We start from the raw sequence: 22,656 nt of genomic DNA, 5'->3' as shown, positions 1-22,656 counted from the left end.
CTCAATCTATAACTCTTGATGAATGATTTCTATAAATTAGTTTAATTTTTATTTATTCATCACCGGTCCTACATTTGAATCCGCCGAGTCCGGCATCAATTCAAGGAGAAGGTCATGGAAAAGCATTCGCCCGTTCAAGACTGGCGCGACGAAATCGAGCGCAATGCCTATAACGCAGCATTTTTCGAATTGGGACTGCGCTGGCATTGGGACGGCGAAACCTACGACCGCCTGATGGACCTGAGCCAGAACGCCAGCGAGCGGATCGGCCATTACCTGAAGACCCATCAGCCGCACCTCCTGCGGGCGTACGACGCCGAATTCCTGGCGGTGGCCATCGAGCAGAAGAAGGAAATCCACAGAAAGCGGGAAATGGCTTCGTCGAGCTATTTCAATTGGGCTGAAAGCCACGGCGTCGAGCTTGGTGCCTGAAATAAATCAATTCAATCCAGCAGTCGATCCCGGCCATGAACATCCACGAATACCAGGGTAAAGACGTCCTGTGCCGCTACGGCGTGGCAACGCCCCGCGGATTCGTCTGCCGCTCGCCCGACGAGGCGGCGGATGCGGCTACCCGGCTCGGTGGCCGGGCCTGGGTGGTCAAGGCGCAGATTCATGCGGGCGGCCGGGGCAAGGGCGGCGGCGTGAAGCCCGCATGGTCCGTCGCCGAAGTGCGGCGGCATGCGGACCAGATGCTCGGCATGACGCTGAAGACCCACCAGACCGGGCCCGAAGGCCGCGTGGTGAAGCAGCTGCTGGTCGAGGAGAGCGTCGAGATCGACAAGGAGCTGTACCTCGGCTTCGTGGTCGACCGCAATTCGCAGCGCGTGGCATTGATGGCCTCGAGCGAAGGCGGCATGGACATCGAGGAGGTGGCCGCGCGCACGCCCGGGAAGATCCACAAGCTCTTCATCGATCCGGACGCCGGCCTGCGCATTGCCGAGGCCGACGGCATCGCGCGCCGCATCGGCATCGACGAGCGTTCGGTGGTGCAGGCGCGCGTGTTCATGCAGAACCTCTACCAGGCCTTCGATGCCAGCGACGCGTCGCTGGCCGAGATCAACCCGCTGGTGCTGACCCGCGACGGCCGCGTGATGGCGCTCGACGCGAAGTTCGACTTCGACGCCAACGCCCTGTTCCGCCAGCCCGGGATCGCCGCGATGCGCGACTTCGACGAGGAAGACCCGGTGGAGGTCGAAGCCTCGAAGTTCGACCTCTCGTACATCGCGCTCGACGGCGACATCGGCTGCCTCGTCAATGGCGCCGGCCTCGCGATGGCGACGATGGACGCGATCAAGCTCTACGGCGGAATGCCCGCCAATTTTCTCGACGTGGGCGGTGGTGCGACAGCCGAAAAGGTGACCGAAGCCTTCAAGCTGATGTTGCGCAACCCGAAGCTCAAGGCCGTGCTGGTCAACATCTTCGGCGGCATCATGAAATGCGATGTCATTGCGCACGGCGTGGTTGCCGCAGCGCGCGAAACCGGGCCCACCGTGCCGCTGATCGTGCGCATGAAGGGCACCAACGAGGACCTGGGCCGGACCATCCTCGCGCAATCGGGCCTGTCGATCATCAACACCGACGACATGGCCGAGGCGGCGCAGCGGGCCATCGGGGCTGCTCGGAACTGGGAGCGCTAGGAAATGAGCTCCTGTCTCTTGATGCGATGCATTTCGGGGTGCGATCACGCCGACGGGGTGCCTTGCTCCGCGAATGTCCCCCGCCCTTCGGGCTCCTCCTTTATTTCGCTGCGCAAGGCACCCCATCGACGTGATCGTTGTTCAGGGCAGTCGTTGATCGGCGAGCACCGGCAGCATGTCCTCGTGCGCAGGGCGTCGGGTGACTCACGCAGCGAAATAAAGGAGGAGGCCGCAGGCCGGGGGACATTCGCGGAGGGAGTTACCCGATGGCCTGCGCACGCACCCCGAAACAGGAACGCAGGCAAACGCACGATGGAACCCCTGAAATGTCCATCCTGATCAACAAGCACACCCGCGTGATCACGCAGGGCATCACTGGCAAGACCGGCAGCTTCCACACGGCCCAGTGCCTCGAATACGGCAACGGCCGGCACTGCTTCGTCGCGGGCGTGAACCCGCTGAAGGCAGGCGAGTCGCTGGCCGGCATTCCGATCTTCGGCACAGTGAAAGAGGCCAAGGCCCGCACCGGCGCCACCGTCTCCGTGATCTACGTGCCACCACCTTTCGCCGCAGCGGCCATCGACGAAGCGGTCGATGCCGAGCTCGAACTCGTCATCTGCATCACCGAAGGCATTCCGGTGCGCGACATGATCCGCACGCGCCATCGCATGCAGGGCCGCAAGACGCTGCTGCTCGGCCCCAACTGTCCCGGCCTCATCACGCCCGGCGAAATCAAGATCGGCATCATGCCGGGCCACATTCACCAGCGCGGCCGCATCGGCGTGGTCTCGCGCTCGGGCACGCTCACCTACGAGGCCGCGAGCCAGCTCGCGAGCTTCGGCATCGGGCAGTCGACCGTGGTCGGCATCGGCGGCGATCCGGTCGGCGGGCTGCGGCACATCGACGTGCTGCGGATGTTCAACGACGACCCGCGCACCGACGCCGTGATCATGGTCGGCGAAATCGGCGGCGATGCCGAGGAGCAATGCGCGTACTGGATCCGCGACCACATGCGCAAGCCCGTCGTCGGCTTCATCGCGGGCGCCAGTGCGCCGCCCGGCAAGCGCATGGGCCATGCGGGCGCCATCGTTTCCGGCGGCCGCGGCACCGCCGAGGAAAAGCTCGCGGTGATGAAGGAATGCGGCATCCACGTCACGCGCAATCCGGCGGAGATGGGAAAGCTGCTCGCCTCGCTCGTCATCCCCGACTACCTGCCGTTCGACTGACTGACTGACGGCCGACCCGAATCCTCCATCCAGAAAGCAGACGACAACATGCAGCAAGAACAGACGAAATGGGTCCGCTTCGAACACGCCGGCGGCATCGGCTTCGGCACGCTCGAAGGCGATGCGGTGCACGAGCGCCGGGGCGACATGTTCGGCAGTTCCGAGCCCACGGGCCGCGTGTTTGCGCTGGCGGGGCTCCAGCTGCTCACGCCCACCGAGCCGACCAAGGTGATCGCGCTGTGGAACAACTTCCATGCGCTCGGCGCCAAGCTGGGCCTGCCGGTGCCGGCGGAGCCGCTGTACCTGCTGAAGACGCCCAACTCCTACCTCGCGCCCGGCGCACCGATCCGCAAGCCGCTGTGCGACGGCAAGGTGGTGTTCGAGGGCGAGCTCGGCATCGTGATCGGCAAGACCGCCACCGCCGTCTCCGAAGCCGATGCGCTCGACCATGTGTTCGGCTACACCTGCGCCAACGACGTGACCGTGGCCGACATCCTGAACCGCGACGCCTCGTTCGCGCAGTGGGTGCGCGCCAAGGGCTTCGACACCTTCTGCCCGATGGGCCCGGTTGTGGCCACCGGCCTCGATGCCGCAACGCTCACCGTGACCACGCTGCTCAACGGCGAGGTGCGCCAGAACTATCCGATCAGCGACATGCGCTTCTCGGTGCAGCAACTCGTGAGCCTGATCTCGCAGGACATGACGCTGCACCGCGGCGACGTGATCCTCTGTGGCACATCGGTCGGCGTGGGCTCGATGAAGCCTGGCAGCCTCGTCGAGATCGAGATCGGCGGCATCGGAAAACTCAGCAACCGCTTCGGCTGACAACGCGCATGCCGAAGCGGCCGCGCAAGGAAATCAACTCTTGGGGATCGACATGAAGATTGCAATCATCGGCGCGGGCGCCATCGGCGGACTGGTCGGCGCAAAGCTCGCGCTGGCCGGCGAGGACGTGACGTTCATCGTGCGCGGCGCCAACCTCGAAGCCATCGGCAGGAACGGCATCAAGCTGGTCTCGGCCGAGGGCGAAGAACAGGTGGCGCGCAACGTCAAGGCCACCGACCGCTACGACGAGGCGGGTCCGCAGGACATCGTCGTGCTCGCCATGAAGGCCCACCAGGTCGAGGCGGTGGCGAACGACGTGCCCAAGCTGTTCGGGCCCGACACGGTGGTCGTGACGATGCAGAACGGCATCCCGTACTGGTACTTCCACCAGCACGGCGGCGCCCTCGCAGGCACGCCGGTGCGCAGCGTCGATCCCTCGGGGCTCGTCGCCACGAAGATCCCCGCGCAGCGCGTGATCGGCTGCGTGGTCTACCCGGCCTCGGAGCTGATCGCGCCCGGCGTGGTCAAGCACATCGAAGGCGACCGCTTCCCGGTCGGCGAGCTCGACGGCTCGGCGAGCGAACGCGTGAACCGCGTTGCCGCCTGCTTCACCGGCGCCGGCTTCAAGGCGCCCGTGCTCGACAACATCCGCGCCGAGATCTGGCTCAAGCTCTGGGGCAACCTGACCTTCAACCCGATCAGCAGCCTCTCGCACTCGACGCTGGTCGACATCTGCCAGTACCCGCCCTCGCGCGATCTCGCCGCTGCGATGATGCGCGAGGCGCAGGCCGTCGCGCACAAGCTCGGCATCGAGTTTCGCGTGACGCTCGAAAAGCGCATCGCGGGCGCAGAGAAGGTCGGCAAGCACAAGACATCGATGCTGCAGGACGTGGAAGCCGGGCGCGCGCCGGAGATCGATGCGCTGGTGGGTGCCGTGGTCGAACTGGCCCGGCTCACCGAGACCCCGACGCCGCACATCGACACCGTCTACAGCCTGGTCAAGCTGCTCGCGCGGACCATGGAAGACCAGCGCGGCCGCGTCAAGCTCCATGAAATGACGACAGCATGAGACGCACACGCAGCGCAAAGATCGTCGCCACTCTCGGCCCGGCCACCACCGGCGAGCCGGCCATCCGTGCGCTGTTCGAGCGTGGCGTGGACGTGTTCCGGCTCAACTTCAGCCACGGCACGCAGCACGACCATGCGCGGCGGCTCGAAACCATTCGCCGCCTCGAGAAAGAATTCGGCCGGCCCATCGGCATCCTGCTGGACCTGCAGGGGCCGAAGCTGCGGCTGGGCACCTTCGAAGGCGGCCGCGCGCAGCTCGAGGCGGGCGCGCGCTTCCGGCTCGACATGGACAGCAAGACCAGCGGCAGCGCACGCCGCGCGCCGCTGCCGCATCCGGAAATCTTCGCCGCGCTGCAGGAAGGCACCGAGCTGCTGCTCGACGACGGCAAGCTGCGGCTGCGCGTGGACAGCCACGGCGCCGACTTTGCCGAGACCACGGTGCTGGTCGGCGGGCCGATCTCGGACCGCAAGGGCGTCAACGTGCCCAGCGTGCTGCTGCCGATCTCGCCGCTGACGCCGAAGGACCGCGACGACCTGGCCTTCGGCCTGTCGATCGGTGTCGACTGGGTTGCGCTCTCGTTCGTGCAGCGGCCCGAGGACATCGAGGAGGCGCGCGCCATCATTGGCACGCGCGCCTGGATCATGGCCAAGCTCGAGAAGCCCGCGGCCATCGAGCATCTCGACGCCATCGTCGCGCTGTGCGACGGCATCATGGTGGCGCGCGGCGATCTCGGCGTCGAGCTGCCGCCCGAGCAGGTGCCCGAGCTGCAGCGCCTGATCGTGCGCGCCTGCCGCAAGGGCGGCAAGCCGGTGGTGGTGGCGACGCAGATGCTCGAATCGATGATCGCCTCGCCGGTGCCCACGCGCGCCGAGGTGTCCGACGTCGCGACGGCCATCTACGACGGCGTCGATGCGGTGATGCTCTCGGCCGAATCGGCCTCGGGCAGGTACCCGCTCGAAGCGGTCGCGATGATGGACCGCATCATCGCGCGCGTCGAGGCCGATCCCTCGTACCGTGCGGGCATCGACGCCACGCATGACGCGGCGCTGTCGACCACGGCCGACGCGGTCTGCGCCTCGCTGCGCCAGGTGGCCGCGCTGCTCGCGCCGGCCGCCACCGTGACGTATACCTCCTCGGGCTTCACAAGCCTGCGCGCTGCGCGCGAGCGTCCGGCGGTGCCCATCCTGAGCCTCACGCCCGACACCGCCGCAGCACGCCGCATGGCGATGGTCTGGGGCGTGCATGCGGTGCTCGTCGAGGACGTGCACGATGTGGCCGAGATGATCGAGTGCGCCTGCCGCACGGCGCGCGCCGAGGGTTTTGCGAAGGCGGGCGACGACGTGGTGGTGGTGGCGGGCCTGCCCTTCGGTCAATCGGGCACGACGAACCTGCTGCACGTCGCGCGGATACCCGGCTGAGCGCGCGCCATCGGCGCAGGCGCGCTGTACGATGCCGCTCGACCGCAGCCACCTGTTCTCACCCGATGAAGCATGCGACCCTGCGCCAGTTGAAGGTCTTCGAAGCCGTGGCGCGGCTGCTGAGTTTTTCGCGGGCGGCCGAGGAGCTCCACCTCACGCAGCCCGCCGTCTCCACGCAGGTGCGCAAGCTCGAGGAACACGCCGGCAACGTGCTGTTCGAGCAGTTCGGCAAGAAGATCTACCTCACGCCCGCCGGCACCGAGCTGCTGCAGATCAGCCGCGCCATCATCCAGCAGTTCGAGGCGGCCGAGAACGCGATGATGCAGTTCAAGGGCGTCTCCGGCGGCAAGCTCAACGTGGGCGTGATCAGCGCGGGCGACTACTTCTTTCCGCGCCTGCTGGTCGAGTTCGCGAGCCGGCACCAGGGCGTGACGCTGAACTTCACGGTCCACAACCGCGCGCAGCTGCTGACGCACATCGCCGAGAACCTCACCGACCTCGCGATCATGGTGCGTCCGCCGACCGATCTCGACACCGTCAACCAGCCGTTCGCTCCGCACCCCTACGTGATCGTCGCGGCGCCGGGCCATCCGCTGGTGGGCGTGAAGAAGATCCCGCTCCAGCGGCTGATGCGCGAGCCCTTCGTGGTGCGCGAGAAAGCCTCCGACACCTGGCATTCGATGGAAGACGGCTTCGGCGGCGATCTCAGCGGCATCAACATCGCGATGGAAATCCGCAGCACCGAGACCATCAAGCAGGCCGTGATCGCTGGCATGGGCGTGAGCTTCGTGTCGGCGCACACGGTGAGCCAGGAGCTGCGCGCCGGCAGCCTTTGCGTGCTCGATGTCGAGGGCTTTCCGCTGATGCTCAACTGGTACGTGGTGCACCGTCGCAGCAAGCGCCTGCCGCCGGTGGCGCAGGCCTTCAAGGACTTTCTGCTGAGTGACGGACCGTCGCTGATCGCGCAGATCGTTCCATTCGAAAGCCCCAAAGGCAAAGAGCGCGGCGAGTAACTCGCGCGCGCTCTTCGGGGAGGATCGGTTCGGTGTGGAAGCTCAACGCCGTGCAGCCGGCGAACGCTGCATCAGCGCGGCACGCGCGGCCTTGTAGAAGATCACGATGGGCATGGCGGCGATCAGGTCGCGCAGCGCATCGTTGGCGGTGGACGAAGAGGCGGGAGTGCGCAGGGCGCTGGAATTCAGGGTGGTGTGGCTCATTGAGGGCTCCAAAGGATTGAAACTGAAAGACCGAAGGGATTACCCTGAATTTTAGGGTTTACCCTAGACGAGAGCAAACGCCATTTTCGCGTTTCTTGACCTGGGTCAATTTTTTCGACGACAGGCGGGTTCTTGCACAAGCGTGCAGCGTGGCCATACGAGCGCTTCGCAAAACGGGCCTGCATCAGCGCAACGCGCATCGCGAAAGTCATTGCACGAACCGTCGAAGTTCCGCGAAGACCTTTGCGATCCAGCTGGGCAATTTTTCTTCCATTCACACCATGCCGCGGCATCGCGAGATGCATGTCGGATGCAGCGCAATGCGCGCGTGCGAAGAGGCCTCCTGCTAGGGATATCACGGGGGTCTTGCGAGTCCGCGATTCGTGTGAACTTGACTGAGGTCAAGAGTTTTTGAGTCGCTCCGACCGACAGTCATTCACGCGCAAAACCAGGTGATCTTCATGCGGTGTATCGATGTCAAGGAAGCCTCGTTGCCTGTCGATGCGTACCGATCGCGTGGCGTGTGTGGCGCATGGCGCAGCACCCCGTTTTATTTCCGCTGTTTGCACCGATCGCTCGATTGATTTATCTGCATTCGAAGTCTGTCGGACCTCACCGAAAAACCAAGGACAACACCATGAATCGGCCCACCTCAACGATCGCAGGTTCCACCCCCGCGATGTTCCCTCCATCCGAAACCCATGGCGCCACCGCGAGCCGATCCGAGGCATACCGATGGGGCCAGCTGCTGATCGGCATCGTCTGCATGGCGATGATCGCCAACCTGCAATACGGCTGGACGCTCTTCGTCAATCCGATCGCCGAGAAGCACGGCTGGAGCCGCGCCGCGATCCAGGTGGCGTTCACCATCTTCGTGCTCACCGAGACATGGCTGGTGCCGATCGAAGGCTACCTCGTCGACCGCTTCGGACCGCGTCCCGTGGTGCTGGTGGGCGGCTTGCTGTGCGGCCTCGGCTGGGTGCTCAACTCGGAGGCCGATTCGCTCACGTTGCTCTACATCGCGGCGGCCGTCGGCGGCATCGGCGCGGGCGCGGTCTACGGCACCTGTGTGGGCAATGCGCTCAAGTGGTTCCCCGATCGCCGGGGGCTTGCCGCGGGCATGACCGCCGCGGGCTTCGGCGCGGGCTCGGCGCTCACGATCATCCCGATCTCCGCGATGATCAAGTCGAGCGGCTACGAAGCGGCCTTCCTGTATTTTGGGATCGGGCAGGGACTCATCGTGTTCCTGCTCGCATGGATGCTGACCCGTGCGCCCCACCATGCCAAGGCGTCGAACAGCCGCAACGTGCAGCAGGCGGGCCGCGACTACGCGCCGGCCGAGGTGCTGCGCTCGCCCGTGTTCTGGGTCATGTACGCGATGTTCGTGATGGTGGCCGCCGGCGGCCTGATGGCCACGGCGCAGCTCGCGCCGATCGCCAAGGACTTCAAGATCATGGACGTGCCGGTCAACATCATGGGCCTGGTGCTGCCCGCGCTGACCTTCGCGCTCGCCATCGACCGCGTGCTCAACGGCCTCACGCGGCCCTTCTTCGGCTGGGTGTCCGACAAGATCGGCCGCGAGCAGACGATGTTCATCGCCTTCGCGATGGAGTCGGTCGGCATCCTGCTGCTCTACCACTACGGCCAGAACCCGATCCTCTTCGTCGTCCTGACCGGCATCGTGTTCTTCGCCTGGGGCGAGATCTACAGCCTGTTCCCCTCGACCTGCGCAGATACCTTCGGCTCGAGGTATGCGGCATCCAACGCCGGCATGCTCTACACCGCGAAGGGCACCGCCTCGCTGCTGGTGCCGCTGTCGAGCGTGCTCGCCGCCGCCACCGGCAGCTGGCAGGCCGTCTTCATCGCCGCCAGCGCGGTCAATGCGCTGGCGGCGCTGATGGCGTGGTTCGTGTTGCGGCCGATGCGCCGCAAGCACATCGAGGCGAGCCGCGCCACCACCACCATCGAGTAAGCCGTCGGCTCTTCCGATACACGCGGCCCTGCCATGAAGATGGCAGGGCTTTTTGCCGATGGGGCCGCAGGGTTTGTGCGCATTGGCACCGCGCTTGTTTCCGCGGAAATTGACTTGCGTCAAGGCCCCTGTCGCTCGATTCATCGACATTGATCCTCAAGCGGATGAGCGCGGGATTCACGTCGGATTTCATGACGGCGGCCCGTGACGAAACCACGATGAAAACAGCTCCGCCGGCAGCAAGACAACGGCGGCGCAGGCGGCAACGGACCAGACCGGACGGGATCATGAAACTACAACAGGTGCAGCAGGGACACGAGGTACCGCATCCGGCCTCAGCTCCCATCGACAAGGACAAGGAACTCGCCGCCGCGCAGCGCAGCCTGCTGCAGCATGCGGACGAACCCGGCGCGCTGCTGCCGATCCTGCACGACGTGCAGGACGCGCTGGGCTACATCCCCGCGCACACCGTGCCGGCGATTGCCGACGCACTGAACCTCTCGCGTGCGGAGGTCCATGGCGTCGTCACCTACTACCACCACTTCCGTGCCGAGCCCGCTGGCCGCCACGTGATCCAGATCTGCCGCGCCGAGGCCTGCCAGTCGATGGGTGCCGATGCGCTGCTCGCCCACGCGGAGTTGCGTCTCGGATGCAGCGCGCACGGCACTTCGAAGGACGGCGCGTTCACGCTGGAGCCCGCGTTCTGCCTCGGCCTGTGCGCCTCGTCGCCCGCGATGACGTTCGACGATCAGCCGCATGCACGCATGACACCCAGGGCATTCGACGCGCTGATCGCGCAGGACAACAACCCATGAGCACCATCACCGTCTACGTCCCGCGCGACTCGGCCGCGCTCGCAGCCGGCGCCGACCGCGTGGCGCAGCGCATCGCGAAGGAAGCCACGGCGCGCGGCATCATGCTCGAGCTCGTGCGCAACGGTTCGCGCGGCATGTTCTGGCTCGAACCGCTGGTCGAGGTGAACACACCGACCGGCCGCATCGCCTACGGGCCCGTGACGCCCGACGACGTGGCCGGCCTGTTCGACGCCGGCTTTCTCACGGGCGGCAAGCACCCGCTCGCGCTCGGCCCGACCGAAGACATTCCCTATCTCAAGAAGCAGGAGCGCCTGACCTTCGCGCGCATGGGCATCACCGACCCGGTGTCGCTGACCGACTACCAGGCCTACGAAGGCTTCGCCGGCCTGCGCCGCGCGCTGGCGCTCGCGCCCGAGGAGATCGTGCAGCAGGTGCTCGACTCGGGCCTGCGCGGGCGCGGCGGTGCTGCCTTTCCGGCCGGCATCAAGTGGAAGACGGTGCTGGGCACGGCCGCCGCGCAGAAGTACATCGTCTGCAACGCGGACGAAGGCGACTCGGGCACGTACTCCGACCGCATGACGATGGAGGGCGACCCCTTCATGCTGATCGAGGGCATGACCATCGCGGGCCTTGCCACGGGCGCGACGCAGGGCTACATCTACGTGCGCTCCGAGTACCCGCACGCGATCGCGGCCATGAACGAGGCCATCCGCGTCGCCGAGGCGGCGGGCTTCCTCGGTGACAACATCCTGCGTTCGGGCAAGTGCTTCTCGCTCGCGGTGCGCAAGGGCGCGGGCTCGTATGTGTGCGGCGAGGAAACGGCGCTGCTCGAAAGCCTCGAGGGCAAGCGCGGCATCGTGCGCGCCAAGCCACCGCTGCCGGCCATCGAGGGGCTGTTCGGCCAGCCCACGCTGATCAACAACGTGATCACGCTGGCCAGCGTGCCGCTGATCCTGGCGCGCGGCGCAGCTTTCTACCGCGACTACGGCGTGGGCCGTTCGCGCGGCACGCTGCCGATGCAGCTGGCCGGCAACATCAAGTACGGCGGCCTGGTCGAGAAGGCCTTCGGCGTCACGCTGCGCGAGTTGCTGTACGACTACGGTGGCGGCTCGGCGTCGGGACGGCCGATCAAGGCGGTGCAGGTGGGCGGGCCGCTGGGCGCCTACCTGCCCGAGTCGCAATGGGACCTGCCGCTCGACTACGAGGCCTATGCGGCCGTCGGCGGCACGGTGGGCCACGGCGGCATCGTGGTGCACGACGACACGGCCGACCTGTCGAAGCTCGCGCGTTATGCCATGGAGTTCTGCGCGCTCGAATCCTGCGGCAAGTGCACGCCGTGCCGCATCGGATCGACGCGCGGTGTCGAGGTGATCGACAAGATCCGCGCGGACCAGAACCGCGCACAGCAGGTGATCCTGCTGCGCGACCTGTGCGACACCATGGTCCACGGATCGCTGTGCGCCATGGGCGGCATGACGCCGTTCCCGGTGCTTTCCGCGCTCGACCACTTTCCGCAGGACTTCGGTCTTGCGGTCCCCGATCGCAAGGCTGCTTGAGATGACGCCTTGCTTTCTGATTCTTCACGGTGAAGGTTATTCGGGGCGCGATCACGCCGACGGGGTGCCTTGCTCCGCGAATGTCCCCCGGCCTGCGGCCTCCTCCTTTATTTCGCTGCGCAAGGCACCCCGCCAGCGTGATCGATCAGAGCACTTGTTGATCAGCCAGCACAAGCGCCGCGCTCATCGTGCACAGGGCGCCGGGTGCTCCCCGCAGCGAAATAAAGGAGGAGGCCGAAGGCGGGGGACATTCGCAGAGGGGAGTACCCGGTGGCCTGTGCACGCGCGCCGAACGCAAATGCTCCGAACCCCAGCCCACTGAATAAAAGCCCACCGAGGCACACAGAGAGAAAGCAAAAGACATGTTGGACCATCTGAAAGAAACCGACTACGGCACCCCCAAGCGCGAATCGACGCGCGAGGTCACGCTGGAAATCGACGGTACCGAAGTCACCGTGCCCGCCGGCACCTCGCTGATGCGCGCCGCGGTGGATGCCGGCATCAACGTGCCCAAGCTCTGCGCCACCGACAGCCTCGAGCCCTTCGGCTCATGCCGCCTGTGCCTCGTTGAGATCGAGGGCCGCAAGGGTTTTCCGGCCTCGTGCACCACGCCCGCCGAGGCCGGCATGAAGGTGCGCACCCAGACGCCGAAGCTGCAGGATCTGCGCAAGGGCGTGATGGAGCTCTACATCTCCGACCATCCGCTCGATTGCCTCACCTGCTCGGCCAATGGCAACTGCGAACTGCAGGACATGGCGGGCGTCACCGGCCTGCGCAACGTGCGCTACGGCTTCGACGGCGCCAACCACCTGAAGGACCAGAAGGACGAGTCCAACCCGTACTTCAGCTACGACCCCTCCAAGTGCATCGTGTGCAACCGCTGCGTGCGCGCCTGCGAGGAAACGCAGGGCACCTTCGCGCTGACCATCAGCGGCCGCGGCTTCGAGTCGCGCGTGTCGCCGGGCCAGGACGAGGCTTTCATGGATTCGGAATGCGTGAGCTGCGGCGCCTGCGTCGAAGCCTGCCCCACAGCCACGCTGCAGGAGAAGTCGGTGATCTGGCTCGGCCAGCCCGAGCACAGCGTGATTACCACCTGCGCCTACTGCGGCGTGGGCTGCGCCTTCAAGGCCGAGATGAAGGGCAACGAGGTCGTGCGCATGGTGCCCTGGAAGGACGGCAAGGCCAACGAAGGCCACTCCTGCGTCAAGGGCCGCTTCGCATGGGGCTATGCGACGCACCAGGACCGCATGCTCAAGCCGATGATCCGCAAGAACATCAGCGACCCATGGCAGGAGGTGAGCTGGGACACCGCGCTGAACTACGCCGCGGGCGAGTTCAAGCGCCTGCAGGCCAAGTACGGCAAGGACTCGATCGGCGGCATCACCTCCTCGCGCTGCACCAACGAAGAGACTTACCTCGTGCAGAAGCTGGTGCGCGCCGCCTTCGGCAACAACAACGTCGACACCTGCGCGCGCGTGTGCCATTCGCCCACGGGCTACGGCCTCAAGCAGACGCTGGGCGAATCGGCCGGCACGCAGACCTTCGCCTCGGTCGACAAGGCCGACGTCATCATGGTGATCGGCGCGAACCCGACCGACGGGCACCCGGTGTTCGCCTCGCGCATGAAGAAGCGGCTGCGCCAGGGCGCGAAGCTGATCGTGGTCGATCCGCGCCGCATCGACATCGTGAAGTCGCCGCACGTCAAGGCCGCGCACCACCTGCAGCTGCGGCCCGGCACCAACGTGGCGGTGGTCACGGCGCTGGCGCACGTCATCGTCACCGAAGGCCTGATGGCCGACGACTTCGTGGCCGAGCGCTGCGACACGGCCTCGTTCAAGGAGTGGAAGTCGTACGTCGAGCGCCCGGAGCAATCGCCCGAAGCCACCGAGCAGGCCACGGGCGTGCCCGCGGCCGAGCTGCGCGCCGCCGCGCGCCTGTTCGCCACGGCCGGTAACGGCGCCATCTACTACGGCCTGGGCGTGACCGAGCACAGCCAGGGTTCGACCACCGTGATGGGCATTGCCAACCTCGCGATGGTCACCGGCAACGTCGGCCGCGAAGGCGTGGGCGTGAACCCGCTGCGCGGCCAGAACAACGTGCAGGGCGCCTGCGACATGGGCTCGTTCCCGCACGAGCTGCCGGGCTATCGGCATGTGTCCGACAGCACCACGCGCGCCTCGTTCGAAGCCGCCTGGGGCGTGCAGATCGACCCCGAGCCGGGCCTGCGCATCCCCAACATGTTCGAGGCCGCGATCGGCGGCAGCTTCAAGGGCCTTTACTGCGAGGGCGAGGACATCGTTCAGTCCGACCCGAACACGCAGCACGTGGCGGCCGCGATGATGGGCATGGAGTGCGTGGTGGTGCAGGACATGTTCCTCAACGAAACCGCCAAGTACGCGCACGTGTTCCTGCCGGGCTCCTCGTTCCTGGAGAAGGACGGCACCTTCACCAACGCCGAGCGCCGCATCTCGCGCGTGCGCAAGGTGATGCCGCCGAAGGCCGGCTATGCCGACTGGGAAGTGACCGTGAAGCTTGCGCAGGCCCTCGGCTATCCGATGGACTACAGCAGCCCCGAAGAGATCATGGACGAGATCGCCGCGCTGACGCCGACCTTCCACGGCGTGAGCTACCAGCGCCTCGACGAACTCGGCAGCATCCAGTGGCCCTGCAACGATGCCGCGCCCGAGGGCACGCCCACCATGCACATCGACCGCTTCGTGCGCGGCAAGGGCAAGTTCATCGTCACGCAGTACGTGGCGACCGACGAGAAGGTCACGCGCAAGTTCCCGCTGCTGCTGACCACGGGGCGCATCCTCTCGCAGTACAACGTGGGCGCGCAGACCCGGCGTACCGAGAACAACCAGTGGCACAGCGAGGACCGGCTGGAGATCCATCCGCACGATGCCGAGGAGCGCGGCGTGAAGGACGGCGACTGGGTCGGCATCCAGAGCCGCGCGGGCGAGACGGTGCTGCGCGCCACGGTGTCCGGGCGGATGCAGCCCGGCGTGGTCTACACCACCTTCCACTTCCCGGAATCGGGCGCCAACGTCATCACCACCGACAACTCCGACTGGGCCACCAACTGCCCGGAGTACAAGGTGACGGCCGTGCAGGTGGCGCCGGTGATGCAGCCCTCCGCCTGGCAGCAGGAGTACAGCCGCTTCAACAAGGTCCAGCTGGACCTTGCGACGGCCGGTTCGGCGCAGGCTCCGCGCAACGAGACGATCCCCGCCAAGTAGCGCAATGGCCATGGACATCACCACCTTGCCGGCCGCGGACGGCGCCGACACCTTCTGCGAGGGCGCGCGCCTGCTGCCCGTGCACGGCGTGCGCGGCGGCGAGGCCTATGCGGTGCAGGACTGGGTGGCCGAGGAAGTGCCGGTGGCGCTGGAGTTCAACGGCATCTCGCATGCGGTGATGCTCGCGACGCCGCTGGACCTCGAGGACTTCGCGCTCGGCTTCTCGCTCAGCGAGGGCATCCTCGACCACGCGCACGAACTCTATGCGGTGGAGACGGGCGAATCGGAGCTCGGCATCACGGTGCGCCTGCAGGTGTCGAGCGCCGCCTTCGCGCGCCTGAAGCAGAGGCGCCGCACGATCGCGGGCCGCACCGGCTGCGGCCTGTGCGGCACCGAGAGCCTGGCGCACGTCTCGCGCGAGCTGCCGGTGCTCGCCGATCCGGCGGGGCCGCTCGAACGGCAGGCCATCGCGCGGGCGATGCTGCAGGTCCAGTCGCTGCAGACGCTGCAGCAGGCCACCGGTGCGGTGCACGCCGCGGCCTGGTGCTCGGCCGATGGCGAGGTGCAGTGGCTGCGCGAGGACGTGGGCCGCCACAACGCACTCGACAAGCTGATCGGCGCGCTCGCGAACAACGATGTCGACGCATCCGGCGGCTTCATCGCCGTGACCAGCCGCGCCAGCTTCGAGATGGTGCAGAAGACGGCGATGGCAGGCGTGCCGCTGCTGGCCGCGGTGTCCGCGCCGACTTCGTTCGCGGTGGCCACGGCCGAGCGCGCGCGGCTCACGCTGGTCGGTTTCGCGCGCAAGGACGACCTGGCGGTCTACAGCCACCCGGGGCGCCTGGCAGCGGCCGGGTACGGCGCGCACTGAAGCAGTCATCCATTCATTCCAAAGGCAGTGCATGCACGATCACGATCCGACGGCGCAACTGGTCAAGATGGCCAACCAGATCGGCACCTTCTTCCAGGCGCAATCGCCGAGCGACGCCACCATGGCCACGAACGCGATCGCCGCGCACCTGAAATCGTTCTGGGCGCCGAGCATGCGCGTGCAGCTGATCCGCGCGCTCGAAGCGGGCGCCGCCACGGGACTGCTGCCGATCGTCGCGTCCGCGGTTCGCAGCCACCGCGCGAATCTGCTGCCCGGTGGGGCGCGAGAGGCCGGCGAGGCGAGGGAGCAGTTTCCGCAGGGCGGCGGCGATGCGGGTTGAGCGCGAGGCCTAGACGCCCCAGCTGCGGCCGGCCTCGCGTTCTGCCTGCGACTTGAGCAGCGCCTCGTAGCACAGGCACAGCGGCATGGCGACGAACACCATGCCCGCGACGTAGATCACCAGGCTCATCACGGGGAACTCGTTGCCGCCCCAATGAGGGATCGACGCGGCCAGTGCCGCGAGGGCGACGGCTGCGATCACCGCATGCATCGCGCTGCGCACGAGCGTGATCCTCGCAGACGCCGGCGGGCTGGATGTCTGACGGTCCGCTGCCGGGCTGTGGTCGCCCTTGTCTCCATCGTTGTTCATCGTCGCTCCTCGGTGAAGGCGTCGGCGATTCTTGATCGCGGTTGGGGCCGGGTCAAGATCGAAGTCCCTTGCCCGGCCGCTCGCGGCAGGCTCGGCCGTCAGTCGTACTTCACCGTGTAGATCAGGTCCAGCCCGCTCGTCTGTCCCGCCTGGCCCCGCAGCGTGAGCCGGGTCGTCAGGTCGTAGAAGATGAAGAGCGTGCCGAAGGTCCCGCCGATGCTGCGTTCGTAGGTGAGGTAGAAATCCTTCGACAGCCGCTTGCCCAGCGTCACGGCCGACTCGCGCAGGTCGCCCCCGCTGCCCGGTCCCTTGAAGCCGAGCTCGTCCAGCCCGAAGCGGCTGGCCAGGCTGCCGCCGCTGCTGCTGCTGCCGATCTTGCCGATGAGCGAAAGCGCGGCCTGCTGCAGCAGCGCCGATTCGCCGCCGCTGGTGGCCGAGGCCCGGCCCAGGATCACCCACGACAGCGTCTCGGCGTCGGACAGCGCGGGCTCCGAATAGAGCTTCACGCGCGGCGATTGCGCGGTGCCGGTGATTTGCACGCCCGCGCGCTGCGACAGGTTCGGGCGGATCGCCAGGATGTCCAGCGCCGGATTGTCGAAAGGTCCGTTGAAGCGCGCGAGGCCGGTCTCCACGTCGAGCTGCTGGCCGTAGGCGCGGTATTGGCCCTTCACCGTCTTGACCTCGCCCGTGATGCGCGGCGGCGCATTGAGCCTGGTGCTGCGGATCTCCAGGTTGCCTTCGAGCCGCGTGGTGATGCCGCGGCCCTGCACGGCGAAGTCATCGCCCAGGTCGAAGTCGACGGCGATGTCCGGCGGCTTGGCGGTCTGCGGCTTGGCAGCCTGTGCGTTGGCGCTGGCGGATTCGCGCTGCGCCGCCTCGGCGGCCTCGCGGTCCTTGGCGGCGGAGCGTACGACGACGTCGCTGCCCAGGCTGGGCGCGGTCTCGTCGGGCAGGATGATGACGGCGCGGTCGGTCTTGAGCTTGCCGCGCACGCTGAAGTGGCCGTTGTCGAGCTGCGCCTGCAGGTCGCCCGAGAGCGTGACCTGCCGGTCGGTGCGCACCAGCACGCGCAGCGCGCGCAGCTGGCCCTGCAGGGCCATGCGGATGCCCGAGGCCGAGCCGCTCGCCGGGCCCCAGCCGAGGTTGCCGCTGGCCGAGAGGGTGCCGCCGTCGGTGCGGGCCTCGCTGGCGGCGGTGCTGCGGTTGCCGCTCTGGCCGCCGATGCGCACGGAGCTGCCGGCGCCGCCCTTGAGCGTGAATTCGGTGATGTCGACGCGCTCGCCCGAGAGCGTGGCGCGCAGGCGGCCGTCGTGCAGGTCCAGTCCTTCGACCGGCGCGCGCAGCGCAAGCTTGTCGGCGCCCAGCGTGCCGTTCCAGCGCGGCACGGCGCGGTTGCCCGACAGCGTGGCGCTGGCGTCGAGCGTGCCCGCGATGCGCCAGCCCGGCGGCGCGAGCATCGACCACACGCCGAGGTTGGGCAGCGCGGCCTTGACGGTGCCGCCCAGCGGTGCGTCGGGGGCCCACTGCCAGCCGCCGGCGCGCTGCTGCACGCGGGTGTCGATGGCGGCGTCGATCTTGCCGGCGCGTTCGCTGTCCCAAGCGAGGACGGCGCGCACGGCGTCGCCTTCGGCATCGAGCCGCAGCTCGGCCTGGCGCAGGCCAGCCGGCGTGCTGGGCGCGTCGCCGCTCGCGGAAGCCGCGTTCATCGTGCGCTCGCTTGCGGTGCCCGTGCCGGTGCTGGTGATGCGCGTGACGAGCGCAGCCTCGCCGGCCTGCACGCGGATGTCGCCGCTCTGGCGCGCGAGGCGGGCCTTGGCGCGCAGCGTGTCGCCGGCGTCGATGTCCCAGTCGCCGTTGAACAACAGGTCGCCGCTGATGCCGTACTCGCCCAGCGTGGCGTTCGCGCCGAACGCGCCGGCCCAGGCCATCGGCAGGCCCTGCAGCTGGCCCTTCGACTGCACGCGGAACACGCGGTTGGGCGCGGCGCCGCTCTGGCTGAAGCGCAGCGGCTGCCAGTCGATGCGCACGGTGCCGGGCACGGGGCCGCGCAGCGTGGCCGCGGCGGCGGAGGCTTCGACGTCGAGGCGGGGTGATGCATTGCCGGTGCTGCTGCGGATGGTTGCGGTCACTTCGCGGCTCAGTTCCAGCACCCAGGGGGCACCGGGGCGGGCGCTGTCCTGCGCCTGCAGCTTCAGGCTGGCGAGCGCCGCGCGCCATTGGCCGGCGCCTGCGATGCCGCCGCTGGCGCGGGTGTCGATGGCGAACTTCTGCGTGCCGGTGGCGGCTTCGCCTTTCAGCGTGAGCGTGGCCTGCGCGAGGCTGCCGGCGAGGTCGGCGTGCAGGTCGCGCAGCTGCACGGTGGTGGTGGCGCCGCCGGGTTGCTCGGAGGGCAGGCTCAGGTCGAGCCGCGGCACGCCGAGCACGGCCTTGATGCTGGGTTCGATGCTGCCGCGCGGCGCAGGCGCGTTGGGGCTCTGCAGCCGGCGCTGGAACGTTCGCCAGCCGCCCTGCCAGCTCGCATCGAGCTTCGCGGAGCCCTTGGCGCCCGCATCCGCGAACACGGCTGAGAGCCCCGGCAGGCTCTGCACCCAGCGCTGCACGGCGTCGGCGTCGTCGATGGCGGCCCTGATCTCGCCGCCCCCCGAATTGGGCGCGATGCGGCCTTCGACCTGCGCGCTGCCGCCGGGCAGCGCGAGGGCCAGCTTGCCGCTCGCGGCCTGCTCGGCCACGCGCACCTGCAAGCGGCCATTGACGCTGGCACGCTGGGCCTCGATGCGCAGCGTGCGCAGGTCGAGCACCTGGTCTTTCCACTGGCCCTGGGCCAGCGCGCGGTCGAGCGCGAAGCCGGGCAGGGCCTTGCTGCCGGCGCCGCCTTCGGCGCGCAGGGCGGCGTCGAAGGTGATGGTGCTTTCCTTCTGCTCGGCCTTGAGCGTGCCGCTCACGGGCGCACCCGAGAGTTCGCTGTACAGCGCGCCCGGCCGCACGCCGCGTACGGTGGCCTGGGCCTGCCAGGGCGAGGGAGCGGGGCTCCATTTGCCGGCCGCGTCGATGCGGCCGCCGCCCGCGCGCACGGTGGCTTCGGGCAGGGACCAGTTGTTGCCGTCGAAGCCGACGCGCGCCTGCACCTGTTCGAGCGGCAGCTTCTTTTTGTCCCACGGGCCGGGCACGGCGTTGCGGATGTCGGCCGAGGCCTTCCACGCGGCGGGGCCGGTGTCGGCGTCGGGCTGCAGTTCGACCATGCCGGTGAGCCGCGTCTCGGGCGCACCGGGCCACAGGCTCGATGTGTCGACGTTGCGCAGGTCGGCCTTCGCGTCGATCACTGGCTGGGGCAGCCAGGGCGCGATCTGTGCCTGCAGTTTGGCTTCCATCGGCGCATCGGCGTTCTCTTCGGCGGGCTTCAGTTCGGCAGCCACCTGCAGCCGCGCGGCCGTGCCGGCGAGCGTGCCTTTCACCGTGGCGGCAGCCAGCACGTCGATGCCGCGGTCTTCGGCCAGCGGCGCCTTCACGCGGCCGTCGAGCGCCGCGTCGATGGCCATGGGCGCGGGGCCCTGCAGTTTCACGCGGGCGCCGTAGTGGCCGTCGGCAACGTCGACGCCCTTGATCTCCAGCGCGTGCTCGGCGGCCTTGTTGTAGCTGTAGCTGCCCGACAGGTTGAGCGCCCGCAGCACGGGTGGGCCGGCCCAGCGCACTTCGTCGATGCGAAAGGGCAGTTCGACCTCGACCGGCAGCACGAGCTGCTCGAGCGGCTTGGTGGGCTCCTCGCTCGGCGGGCCGCGCTTTTCGATCAGCACCTGCTTCGCGTGCACCTCGCCGAGGTGCACCTTGCGCTGGAACAGCGGGGCCAGTGTCCAGCCGATGGTGGCGTCATTCACCTCGACGGCGATGCTCTCGCTCTGGTACTTGAGCCAGCCGATGTGGCCGCCGGTGCGCAGCGAACCGGTGACGTCGCGGCTCTCCAGGGTCTGTCCGGCCGGCAGCCGCTGCGCGGCCTGCGCGAGCGCGAAGGCGAGCGACTTGTCGGAGCCGATGTACCACCAGGCGCCGGCAGCAAGCAGCATCACGATCATCACCAGGCCGGCCACGGTCCAGGCCAGGGCACGCGCGGCGCGCCGTGCGCGCGAGCGCCGCACGGCGGGAGGCATGGGCGTCGGCGTAGGTTCGGTGTCGGTCTGCATCGGAAGCATCAGAAGGTGAAGCCGAGGCGAAAGTGCAGGCGGAACTTCTTCGAGTCCACGCCGTAGGCCAGGTCGGCCTGCACCGGCCCGACCGGGCTGCGCCAGCGCGCACCCACGCCCACGCCCACCTTGGGCTTGAGCTCGCCGGGCTTGTCGGCCACGGCGCCCGCATCGACGAACACCACGCTCTCCCAGTCGGTGAGCTTGTCGTTGTAGACGAAGGGACGCTGCCACTCCACGCTGGCCACGCCGAGGTAGCGGCCCGCAACGGTCTGGCCGTCGGCGCGCACGGTGCCGATCTGCTTGTAGCTGTAGCCGCGCACGGTGGTGTCGCCACCGGTCAGGAACATTAGCGTCGACGGGATCTGTGCGTTCTCCTTGGCTGACACCGCGCCGGCCTCGACGCGCAGCTGCAGCCGGCTGCGGCGCGCGCGCGTTTCCTTGTCCTCGGCCGAGCCCAGCGGCAGCACGCCGAGCCAGCGTGCGTAGGTGCGCGTGAAGGGCATCTGCTCGCCGGTGAGCGTGTAGCCCGCGGCCACTTCGAGCGCGAGGCCGAAGCCGCGCGAAGGCGCTGCGTTGTCATCGAAGTAGCGCCCCGTCCAGCCCCAGTTGGCCGTCACGGCCGAGGCCGAGGGCGGTGCGTTGGTGCCGCGGTTCTGCGCGTAGTCGTACTGCAGGAAGTAGCTGCGGTCGATGTGGTCGCCCGACTTGCTGCGCCCGCCGCGCAGCCGGCCGCTGTCGACCACGTAGCTGCCCGACTGCTCGCTCTTGAGCTCGGCGCCCGAGAACCAGCGCCAGCCGCGGTCGTCGGGAATCGCCTTCCATTCGGTGCCCAGCGACTTGATGTCGCGGTCGACCGACAGCCGCGAGACGGCGCGCCAGCCCAGCAGCGGGATCTGGTTGTGGATGTGGTCGATCGACAGGCGCGGGCCGTTGTCGGTGGTGAAGCCCACGCCGAGTACCACCTTCTGCAGCGGCGCTTCGCGCAGTTGCGCGATGACGGGCGCGGCCAGCGGGTTGCCGCTCTCGGTGTCGAGCGTGAGGAACACCGAGTCGTAATAGCCGCTGCTGGCCAGGCGCTGCTGGGCATCGAGCAGCTTCTGCTGGTCGTAGTCGGTGCCGCTGGGCAGGCGCGCGATGCGGCGCGCGCCGTCGGGGTCGTAGCGCTGGATGCCGTTCAGCACCAGCGGGCCGAACTTGTAGGCCGGACCCGACTGGTAAGTGACGCTCAGACGGGCCTCGCTGCGGTCGGCGTCCACTTCGGCACGGCTGATCTCGATGCTGCCGGTGGGAAAGCGGCTGGCCGTGAGGCTGCGCAGCGCGGTGGTCTTGGCGCTGTCCCAGGCTTGCTGCGTGAAGGGCTGGCCGGCGCGCAGGCCCCAGTTGGTGCGGATCGAGTCGCGCTGCGGCTCGGCGGCCGCGTCGTCGGCGATCGGGCCGCCGTAGCTGATCTGCACGTTGCTCACCTTGGTGGGCTCGCCCGGCGACACGGTGATGACGATCTCGCGCGGGGCCTTGGTGCTCTCGGGCGTCTCGTTGAGTTCGAGCGTCAGCGTGGGCGTGAAGTAGCCGAGGGTGCCGAGCAGTTCGCGGGCGTTGGCCTCGGCGGCCACCATGAGGCGCGAGATCTCGGTCGCGCCGAGGTCGTCGAGCTCGCGGTAGCGCTGGATCTCGAGGTGGAGCCTGAGGTAGTCGCGCACGGCCTCGGGACCGCGCACGTCGACGGTGAAGGCGTCGCGCTTGTCGGCCTTGGCCTTGTCGTCTTTTTCCTTGTCCTCTTGTGTAGTGGCGCTGCCGCTGCGCACGAGGCCGGCCGCAGGCTTGCTTTCGGTGCTTTCCTTTTTCGGCAGCAGGCTGCAGCCTTGCAGAAGCAGGACGCCGGAAAAAAGCAAAGCCGGCCACCACGCCGGCGAGGAAGCTGGAACCACCCTGACCATGGGCGGATTCTGACAGCAAGCTCTGCCGGTTCCCGAGGGCTCCGGCG

At 68.0% G+C, this 22,656-nt stretch carries 18 protein-coding genes; 13 read left to right on the top strand and 5 right to left on the bottom strand.

The features are described 5' to 3' along the window. The first annotated feature begins 114 nt into the window (after positions 1–114). The 7 genes from AC1DFC_RS23685 to AC1DFC_RS23655 all read left to right on the top strand — a co-directional run bounded on the left by AC1DFC_RS23685 (position 115) and on the right by AC1DFC_RS23655 (position 7,191). Entirely contained in the window at positions 115–432 is a 318-nt protein-coding gene (locus AC1DFC_RS23685) for an HAD family hydrolase (protein ID WP_007834169.1), read from the top strand. 35 nt (positions 433–467) lie between these two features. Next, entirely contained in the window at positions 468–1,640 is a 1,173-nt protein-coding gene (gene sucC / locus AC1DFC_RS23680; RefSeq protein ID WP_478180087.1) for an ADP-forming succinate--CoA ligase subunit beta, read from the top strand. A gap of 326 nt (positions 1,641–1,966) precedes the next feature. Continuing rightward, entirely contained in the window at positions 1,967–2,866 is a 900-nt protein-coding gene (gene sucD, locus AC1DFC_RS23675) for a succinate--CoA ligase subunit alpha (protein WP_478180086.1), read from the top strand. Positions 2,867–2,914: 48 nt separating this feature from the next. After that, positions 2,915–3,691 (top strand): fumarylacetoacetate hydrolase family protein, encoded by a 777-nt coding sequence (locus AC1DFC_RS23670; protein WP_413334396.1) that lies wholly within the window; start codon positions 2,915–2,917, stop codon positions 3,689–3,691. Between the two features lie 52 nt (positions 3,692–3,743). After that, positions 3,744–4,760 carry a 2-dehydropantoate 2-reductase gene (locus tag AC1DFC_RS23665; protein WP_007834176.1) on the top strand — a complete coding sequence of 339 codons (1,017 nt, stop codon included), beginning with the start codon at positions 3,744–3,746 and terminating at the stop codon, positions 4,758–4,760. Then, positions 4,757–6,178, top strand: a complete 1,422-nt coding sequence (gene pyk, locus AC1DFC_RS23660) for a pyruvate kinase (protein ID WP_478180085.1) — start codon at positions 4,757–4,759, stop codon at positions 6,176–6,178. Before AC1DFC_RS23665 ends, pyk begins: the two co-directional genes overlap by 4 nt. Positions 6,179–6,243: 65 nt before the next feature. Further along, a complete protein-coding gene (locus tag AC1DFC_RS23655; protein WP_007834180.1) occupies positions 6,244–7,191 on the top strand; it encodes a LysR family transcriptional regulator in 948 nt (315 codons plus the stop codon). A 42-nt stretch (positions 7,192–7,233) separates the two neighbouring features. On the opposite strand, the gene AC1DFC_RS23650 is transcribed toward AC1DFC_RS23655, so the two are convergent. Together AC1DFC_RS23650 and AC1DFC_RS23645 are read right to left on the bottom strand one after the other, a co-directional pair. Then, positions 7,234–7,395, bottom strand: a complete 162-nt coding sequence (locus AC1DFC_RS23650) for a hypothetical protein (RefSeq protein WP_007834182.1) — start codon at positions 7,393–7,395, stop codon at positions 7,234–7,236. After that, a complete protein-coding gene (locus AC1DFC_RS23645) occupies positions 7,392–7,700 on the bottom strand; it encodes a hypothetical protein (RefSeq protein ID WP_413314345.1) in 309 nt (102 codons plus the stop codon). The genes AC1DFC_RS23650 and AC1DFC_RS23645 overlap by 4 nt, the downstream gene beginning before the upstream one ends. A 374-nt stretch (positions 7,701–8,074) precedes the next feature. Between AC1DFC_RS23645 and oxlT the strand changes: the two genes are divergently transcribed. The 6 genes from oxlT to AC1DFC_RS23615 all read left to right on the top strand — a co-directional run bounded on the left by oxlT (position 8,075) and on the right by AC1DFC_RS23615 (position 16,188). After that, entirely contained in the window at positions 8,075–9,367 is a 1,293-nt protein-coding gene (gene oxlT, locus AC1DFC_RS23640; protein WP_478180105.1) for an oxalate/formate MFS antiporter, read from the top strand. Positions 9,368–9,654: 287 nt separating this feature from the next. After that, on the top strand, positions 9,655–10,182 hold the full coding sequence (locus AC1DFC_RS23635; protein ID WP_478180084.1) for a formate dehydrogenase subunit gamma: 528 nt from the start codon (positions 9,655–9,657) through the stop codon (positions 10,180–10,182). Continuing rightward, entirely contained in the window at positions 10,179–11,738 is a 1,560-nt protein-coding gene (locus tag AC1DFC_RS23630; RefSeq protein ID WP_478180083.1) for a formate dehydrogenase beta subunit, read from the top strand. Before AC1DFC_RS23635 ends, AC1DFC_RS23630 begins: the two co-directional genes overlap by 4 nt. Before the next feature lie 362 nt (positions 11,739–12,100). Further along, positions 12,101–14,977 carry a formate dehydrogenase subunit alpha gene (gene fdhF / locus AC1DFC_RS23625; protein WP_007835018.1) on the top strand — a complete coding sequence of 959 codons (2,877 nt, stop codon included), beginning with the start codon at positions 12,101–12,103 and terminating at the stop codon, positions 14,975–14,977. A gap of 10 nt (positions 14,978–14,987) precedes the next feature. Further along, complete coding sequence (gene fdhD, locus AC1DFC_RS23620; protein WP_478180082.1) at positions 14,988–15,848, top strand: formate dehydrogenase accessory sulfurtransferase FdhD; 861 nt, start codon at positions 14,988–14,990, stop codon at positions 15,846–15,848. A gap of 31 nt (positions 15,849–15,879) precedes the next feature. Further along, the gene (locus AC1DFC_RS23615; protein WP_007835015.1) at positions 15,880–16,188 is read left to right on the top strand and encodes a formate dehydrogenase subunit delta; all 309 of its coding nucleotides are present in this window, start codon (positions 15,880–15,882) and stop codon (positions 16,186–16,188) included. A gap of 9 nt (positions 16,189–16,197) precedes the next feature. Here the strand turns inward: AC1DFC_RS23615 and AC1DFC_RS23610 are convergent, their stop codons facing one another. From AC1DFC_RS23610 to AC1DFC_RS23600, 3 genes are all read right to left on the bottom strand, one after another. After that, on the bottom strand, positions 16,198–16,497 hold the full coding sequence (locus AC1DFC_RS23610) for a hypothetical protein (RefSeq protein WP_413334405.1): 300 nt from the start codon (positions 16,495–16,497) through the stop codon (positions 16,198–16,200). Positions 16,498–16,595: 98 nt separating this feature from the next. Continuing rightward, a complete protein-coding gene (locus tag AC1DFC_RS23605; RefSeq protein ID WP_478180081.1) occupies positions 16,596–20,672 on the bottom strand; it encodes a translocation/assembly module TamB domain-containing protein in 4,077 nt (1,358 codons plus the stop codon). A gap of 8 nt (positions 20,673–20,680) precedes the next feature. Then, the gene (locus tag AC1DFC_RS23600; protein ID WP_413314338.1) at positions 20,681–22,609 is read right to left on the bottom strand and encodes an autotransporter assembly complex protein TamA; all 1,929 of its coding nucleotides are present in this window, start codon (positions 22,607–22,609) and stop codon (positions 20,681–20,683) included. Between the last annotated feature and the right edge of the window lie 47 nt (positions 22,610–22,656).

The organism is Variovorax sp. 10L421 (assembly GCF_056395365.1).
This window is presented reverse-complemented; position numbering and strand designations above follow the sequence as displayed.